The sequence below is a fragment of the Nocardiopsis kunsanensis DSM 44524 genome, assembly GCF_000340965.1.
GTDB lineage: Bacteria > Actinomycetota > Actinomycetes > Streptosporangiales > Streptosporangiaceae > Nocardiopsis > Nocardiopsis kunsanensis.
The window spans coordinates 1-5,108 of the sequence record NZ_ANAY01000032.1; the positions used below are offsets into that span (position 1 = coordinate 1).

The following is a 5,108-nucleotide window of genomic DNA, read 5'->3' on the forward strand; positions in this document are numbered from 1 at the left end:
CGGTCAACCCTGGCATCGATCACTCACCCGGGTGAACGTTCCCGGCCACGGCACTAGGAAGCGAGCCGTCCTCTCGGCGGTTCTCCAGAGCCCACGCCCATGCTTCGCGCTGAACCTGTGGAACGAACGGATCATCATCCACCTTTTCCATGACCGCTTGGCCGGATGAGGAGTCCTGCGCAGGAACCACGTGCAGATGTGGCCGTTCCGAGCTTTCCTCCGAGGAGGCTATTGCCTGGTCTGTATCCTCTGGGCTCTCGTCGTCGTGCGTACGGTCTACGTGAGCACCGCGTACGCCCGCAGCGTTCGCGCGGAACTCACGCATGAGCAGCTCGTACGCACCGATCAGCGCGAACGAGGGCCAGGCGTGGATGATGCGCGACCACATGGTCGGATCCGCCACCGCGACGTTGGCCGCCAGGGAGGCGCCGGACCCGATGATCAACAGCGCCCAGGGCAGTACTCCGCCCTTGCGGCCGTTGCGAGCGTCGCTCAGCAGCGTCATGGAGGAGGCCACGATCATGCCGTCTACCGAGAGGGGGAACAGTGCCGCGCGCCACTCGGGTTCGCCGTGGCGCAGCGCCAGCTCATACATGTGCGAGTAGGACACGACGGCGGCAATTACAGCAAGCATGAGAACGGCGCTGATGGTTGTCCACCGGGACCAGCGGGAAGCATCCATCACCGGTCACCGCCCGTCCAAGATCAGATCGGTGGAGACCGTGAGGGGCATGTAGGTAACTGACGAGTCCGCCCTCGGACACGAACCATTTCCCCATAGGGGTGGTTGAGACTCTGGTGCGGGTCGAGGTTTACCTCGGCCCGCACAGTGTTGTGTGCAGGCTGGTAGCGCAACCGTAGACCGAGCCCCTTGTAGACCTCGGCCTTGTCGCGGGGTCGGCTCGGCGGAGTACGTCGGCGATGTGCCGAGCGCTTCGACGATGTTCATGATGTCGTCCTTACCCATCCGGCTTGATGTCTGCGGGCGCGACCAGATCGTCCAAGGAAGTCTTGCGCAGGCCGCGTGCGGTGAACAGGTCCTGCCCCGATTCCAGCAACCGGCTCCTGATGCGTTCCTTCTCCTGGTCCGAGAACCCCGGTGGCATGTGGCCCCTCTCCTCGTTCGCTGTGCTCCGGGTGGCCGAAGTGCCGCCTCGGCCGTCGCGCCCATCGAGCCCCTACGAACAAGAAAACGTATTGGATTTTTGTTTTCAACAGATGCCTTCCCCGCGTGCACTGCACACGTCTCCACGGGCCCAGCACCTCGGCCCACCTCCACGTGCGTGGGGCCTGCGCCAACATCCCCCTCAACATCCGGGGTTTCTGCAGGAGCCTCGGCCGTGACCACGCGCAAATGCGGCCCCTGGTTTTCTTCCGGAGGGTCCCGCCCTCGTCCTCTGGGCTCTCGTCGTCGTGTGTGCTCTGCGTGAACACTGCGTACGCCTGCGGCGTTCGCACGGAACTGGCGCATGAGCAACTCGTACGCACCGATCAGCGCGAAGCTCGGCCAGGCATGGATGATGCGCGACCACATGGTCGGATCCGCCACCGCGATGTTGGCCACCAAGGAAGCCCCGACCCGATGATCAACAACACCCACGGCAGTACACCGCCCTTACGGCCGCTGCGGGCGTCGCTCAGCAACGTCATGGGGGAAGCGACGAGCATGCCGTCGACCGACAGCGGGAACAGCGCAGCCCGCCACTCGGGTTCACCGTGGCACAGCACCAGCTCGTACATGTGGGAATAGCTGACGACGGCCGCGATCAGCGCCGGCATCAGAACCGGGATCATGGTGGTCCAGCGGGACCAGCGGGAAGGATCCATCGCAGGTCACCGCCCATCCAGCACCAGTTCGGTGGACAGGGTCAGGAGATTTGTCCCGTTTGGGGAATGTTCGGGTCCCCCTCGGACACCAACTTTCGGAACACGTTGTGGAGGTCCAGCTCGAGCTGGACCTCCATTTTTCGTGTTTCCGTTCGTCAGGTCAGGCGCGGCCCCGTCCGACCGTGGAGCTCAGGGCACCGGAAACGGTTCACCCGTCGCCGAGCCTGTCCACCGTGCGGCGCAGGAACGCGGCCGTTACGACAGCGGTCATCAGGAACCCCCCGAGCAGCAGCACCCACACGCCCAACGGCCCGGAGGTGTAACCGGGGAGCGCCAGAACCGGCCAAGTGGGAGGCAGCGGCAACAGCAGAAGGTTCCAGGGGGCCGGAAGGAGCCACGCAGCGACCGGGCTCAGGACCAGCAGGGCACCGATCCCCTTGACCACCACCATCGCCTCGACCTTGTTCGAGGCCAGGGCGGTCATTCCCGTCAGCAGGATCGGTGCCTGGAGCGCCGCCAGGAGCACGGCGACGGCCATTCCGGCCGACCACCCCCCGACCAGGAGACCGCTCAGAGGCAGAGCGATGGCCAGACCCAGGAGCGTGAGGACCCCGATGACGGCCATCCGGTAGGCGAGGTAGACGGGCAAGGAGAGGGGGGTGACCCGCAGGACCAGCAGGACGCTCTCGTCCATGTCCTCAACGGCACGCAATCCCCCCACCACTCCGAACATCATCGGCACGTGCAGCAGGACCAGCGCGGCCAGGATCACCGGGGAGTGCGGCTCCAGGTCGAACCCGTAGGAACTTCGGAGGAAATCCGTGGCCACGGGGAAGAAGAAACGGATGACCAGCGCCAACAGCACCGGTGCGCAGAGCATGAGCAACAGCAAGGGGTCCCGCCCCGCGCCGAAGAGGTCGATCCGTGCGAAACGCACGACCGCCGGAAGGTTGCCACGGCCCGTGACCGGGCCGACGGCGGAAGCTTCGCGCGAACCGCTGTCGGCACGTGGGGGCGCAACGGGGACCGGGCCGTTCTCGAAGGCGCGACGGGCCACGAAGACCGACGCCACCACCCATACCAGCGCGTAGATCGTGCCCAGTCCCAGCACCAGGGGATCCGCTTCCACGGACGCGGGAGCCGTGCCCAACCGGATGAGGTCGGCCCCCACCGTACTCGGCACCAGGTACAGCAGCGGGTGCTCGAAGAGCCCGGAGATGTGCACCAGGGGCATGATGATCAACGGGCCTACACCGAGAGGTGCGACCAACAGGAACCCTGAGAGGTCCCTCGTCCTGGCACCGGTGATCAGACACAGCGCGAGCAGCAACAACGAGGTCAACGCGACCCCGGCCATGACGGGGACCAGGACCTGGAGGAGGTCGCCGATCCGGTCGCGCGCGGCAACCACCGTCATGGGCAGAGCGATGAGCAGGGACAGCGCCGTGAGCATCGTGAGCTTGGCGGAGATCGCCTCGGTGTAGCGCAGCGGGGTGACGTTCAGCGCATCGCGTGCGCCCTCGGTCCGCTCGAACAACAGCAGGGCTGCCGCGAAGAGAGCACCGAAGGCCGCCGTGTCCAGGAACAGCAGATAGGGCGCCACGATCCCGGCTGTCCCCACCGGAACGGCGAACAGGAGCAGGGTCCAGACCACTCCGAGGGCCGCGGCGGCCGGGACGATGCCGTAGCGCAACTCGACCCGTGCTTCCAGAACCGTGGCGGCAAGAAGGCGGCTCACAGCTTCTCCCTGGTCACGGTGGCGAAAACATCGTCCAGGGATGCTTCTCTGGTGTGCAGGGTCTCCACCGCTCCCGCTCTGAGCAGTTCCAGCAGGTCGGTGTCGTCGGCGAGGGCTTCCATGGACAGCTCCTTGGGCTCCTCGCCCTTGACTTCGGCGACGAGTCCGGGGCTGCCGTAACGGAGCTTGAAGTCGCGCGGGGTGTCGATCGCCGAGATGCTCCCCCGGGTCACGAAGGCGAGTCGGTCGCAGAGCAGGTCGGCGGTGGACATGTCGTGTGTGGTGAGAAAGACCGTGCAGCCCGCATCGGCCGCCTCCCGGACGACCCCGCGCAGCAGTGCGGCACGTACCGGGTCCTGGCCCGAGGTGGGTTCGTCCAGGAAGAGGAGTTCGGGTCTGTTGACGAGCGCTCGTGCCAGGTTCAGCCGCATCTTCATGCCCTTGGACAGGTCGCTGACCCTACGATCGGCGGCGTCCCCCAGATCGACCCTTTCGAGCAGGGTGTCCGGGTCCTCGACCGGTCCTCGGTACAGGGAGGCGAAGGCGGCCAGGTTCTCGCGAGCGGTCAGTTTGCCGAAACCGGCCGGGAGCTCGAACCCCACTCCCACGCGCTCGAAGTATTCCGGACCCCAGTCGTGGAGAGGTCTGCCCAGTACGCTCACCTTCCCCTCGTAGCGGCGCAGGAGACGGGTGAGCACCCGCTGGGTGGTGGATTTGCCGGCCCCGCTTGGGCCGAGAAAGCCGAACACTTCTCCTTTCGCTACTGTGAAGTCCATTTCTCGGACCGCGAGGGCGTCGCTGCCCGGGTAGCGAACACAGAGTTTCTCGACGGTGATGACCGGTTCGGCCATGGGGGTCCTCAAGAGTGTCGGTGGTTTTCACATTTCATACCGCGCCCCGCAGCGCGCGGAAGGCTTCGTCGACGAGCCCGGCGAGGTCCTGTTCACCCTCGCCCTGGGCCCAGTCGACGACGGCTGCGGACAGGACGGCGGAGCAGGCGGCGGCCACCGCTCGCACGGCCAGCGAGGGCGTTCCGTCCTCCCCGTCGGCGGCCAACCCCCGTTCGAAGGCGGTCCGTGCGGAGGCGAGGTTCTCGTCGATCCGGGAACGCAGAGCGGGGATGGACAACAGCAACCCGACCCGGCGGAGGAGGGCGTACCGGTCGCTCTCGCCCAAGCGCTCCAAACCGGTCAGAACCGCTGCGTGGACCCTCTCCACACCGGAGACGGTGGCGGGCTGGCCGCGGATCAGCTCTTCGAGCAGGGGGTTGTACTCGTCCTCCAACACGACCTCTTCCTTGGACGGGAAGTGGCGGAAGAAAGTCATGTGGGAGACGCCGGCCTCCTGGGCGATCTGGGCGACGGACGTGGCTTCATACCCCTGCTCGTCGAAGAGCCGGAGAGCAATCTCCTGAAGGGTGGCACGGGTCCGCTGACTCTTCGACGGGCGCGAGCCTCCGCTCATGGCCACCTTCCTCTCACACCCAAAATGTTAGTAGATAACATTATTTCGTCAATGCCTCATGCCAGCCGTCCCTTCTCCA

5 protein-coding genes and 1 pseudogene are annotated in these 5,108 nt (G+C 66.0%); all 6 read right to left on the reverse strand.

Annotated elements, in window-relative coordinates; genetic code table 11:
- Window positions 1–19 precede the first annotated feature (19 nt).
- The 6 genes and pseudogenes from D456_RS0118270 to D456_RS0118305 all read right to left on the reverse strand — a co-directional run bounded on the left by D456_RS0118270 (window position 20) and on the right by D456_RS0118305 (window position 5,029).
- Complete coding sequence (locus D456_RS0118270) at window positions 20–634, reverse strand: DUF2637 domain-containing protein (RefSeq protein ID WP_239643884.1); 615 nt, start codon at window positions 632–634, stop codon at window positions 20–22.
- Window positions 635–959: 325 nt separating this feature from the next.
- Window positions 960–1,106, reverse strand: coding sequence for a hypothetical protein (locus D456_RS25830; RefSeq protein WP_017577630.1), 147 nt, complete (start codon window positions 1,104–1,106; stop codon window positions 960–962).
- A 535-nt stretch (window positions 1,107–1,641) separates the two neighbouring features.
- Window positions 1,642–1,827: pseudogene (locus D456_RS27815) on the reverse strand (DUF2637 domain-containing protein); the annotation flags it as partial.
- A 208-nt stretch (window positions 1,828–2,035) separates the two neighbouring features.
- Window positions 2,036–3,565 carry a fluoroquinolone export ABC transporter permease subunit gene (locus D456_RS0118295; RefSeq protein ID WP_017577634.1) on the reverse strand — a complete coding sequence of 510 codons (1,530 nt, stop codon included), beginning with the start codon at window positions 3,563–3,565 and terminating at the stop codon, window positions 2,036–2,038.
- Window positions 3,562–4,416 (reverse strand): ABC transporter ATP-binding protein, encoded by an 855-nt coding sequence (locus D456_RS0118300; RefSeq protein ID WP_017577635.1) that lies wholly within the window; start codon window positions 4,414–4,416, stop codon window positions 3,562–3,564. The genes D456_RS0118295 and D456_RS0118300 overlap by 4 nt, the downstream gene beginning before the upstream one ends.
- Window positions 4,417–4,450: 34 nt before the next feature.
- On the reverse strand, window positions 4,451–5,029 hold the full coding sequence (locus tag D456_RS0118305; protein ID WP_017577636.1) for a TetR/AcrR family transcriptional regulator: 579 nt from the start codon (window positions 5,027–5,029) through the stop codon (window positions 4,451–4,453).
- Between the last annotated feature and the right edge of the window lie 79 nt (window positions 5,030–5,108).

What these genes read in the sequence shown, in the direction of transcription:
- D456_RS0118300 (WP_017577635.1), bottom strand. Translation starts at nt 4,416, where the DNA reads ATGGCCGAACCGGTCATCACCGTCGAGAAACTCTGTGTTCGCTACCCG.
- D456_RS0118305 (WP_017577636.1), bottom strand. Translation starts at nt 5,029, where the DNA reads ATGAGCGGAGGCTCGCGCCCGTCGAAGAGTCAGCGGACCCGTGCCACC.
- D456_RS25830 (WP_017577630.1), bottom strand. Translation starts at nt 1,106, where the DNA reads ATGCCACCGGGGTTCTCGGACCAGGAGAAGGAACGCATCAGGAGCCGG.
- D456_RS0118270 (WP_239643884.1), bottom strand. Translation starts at nt 634, where the DNA reads ATGCTTGCTGTAATTGCCGCCGTCGTGTCCTACTCGCACATGTATGAG.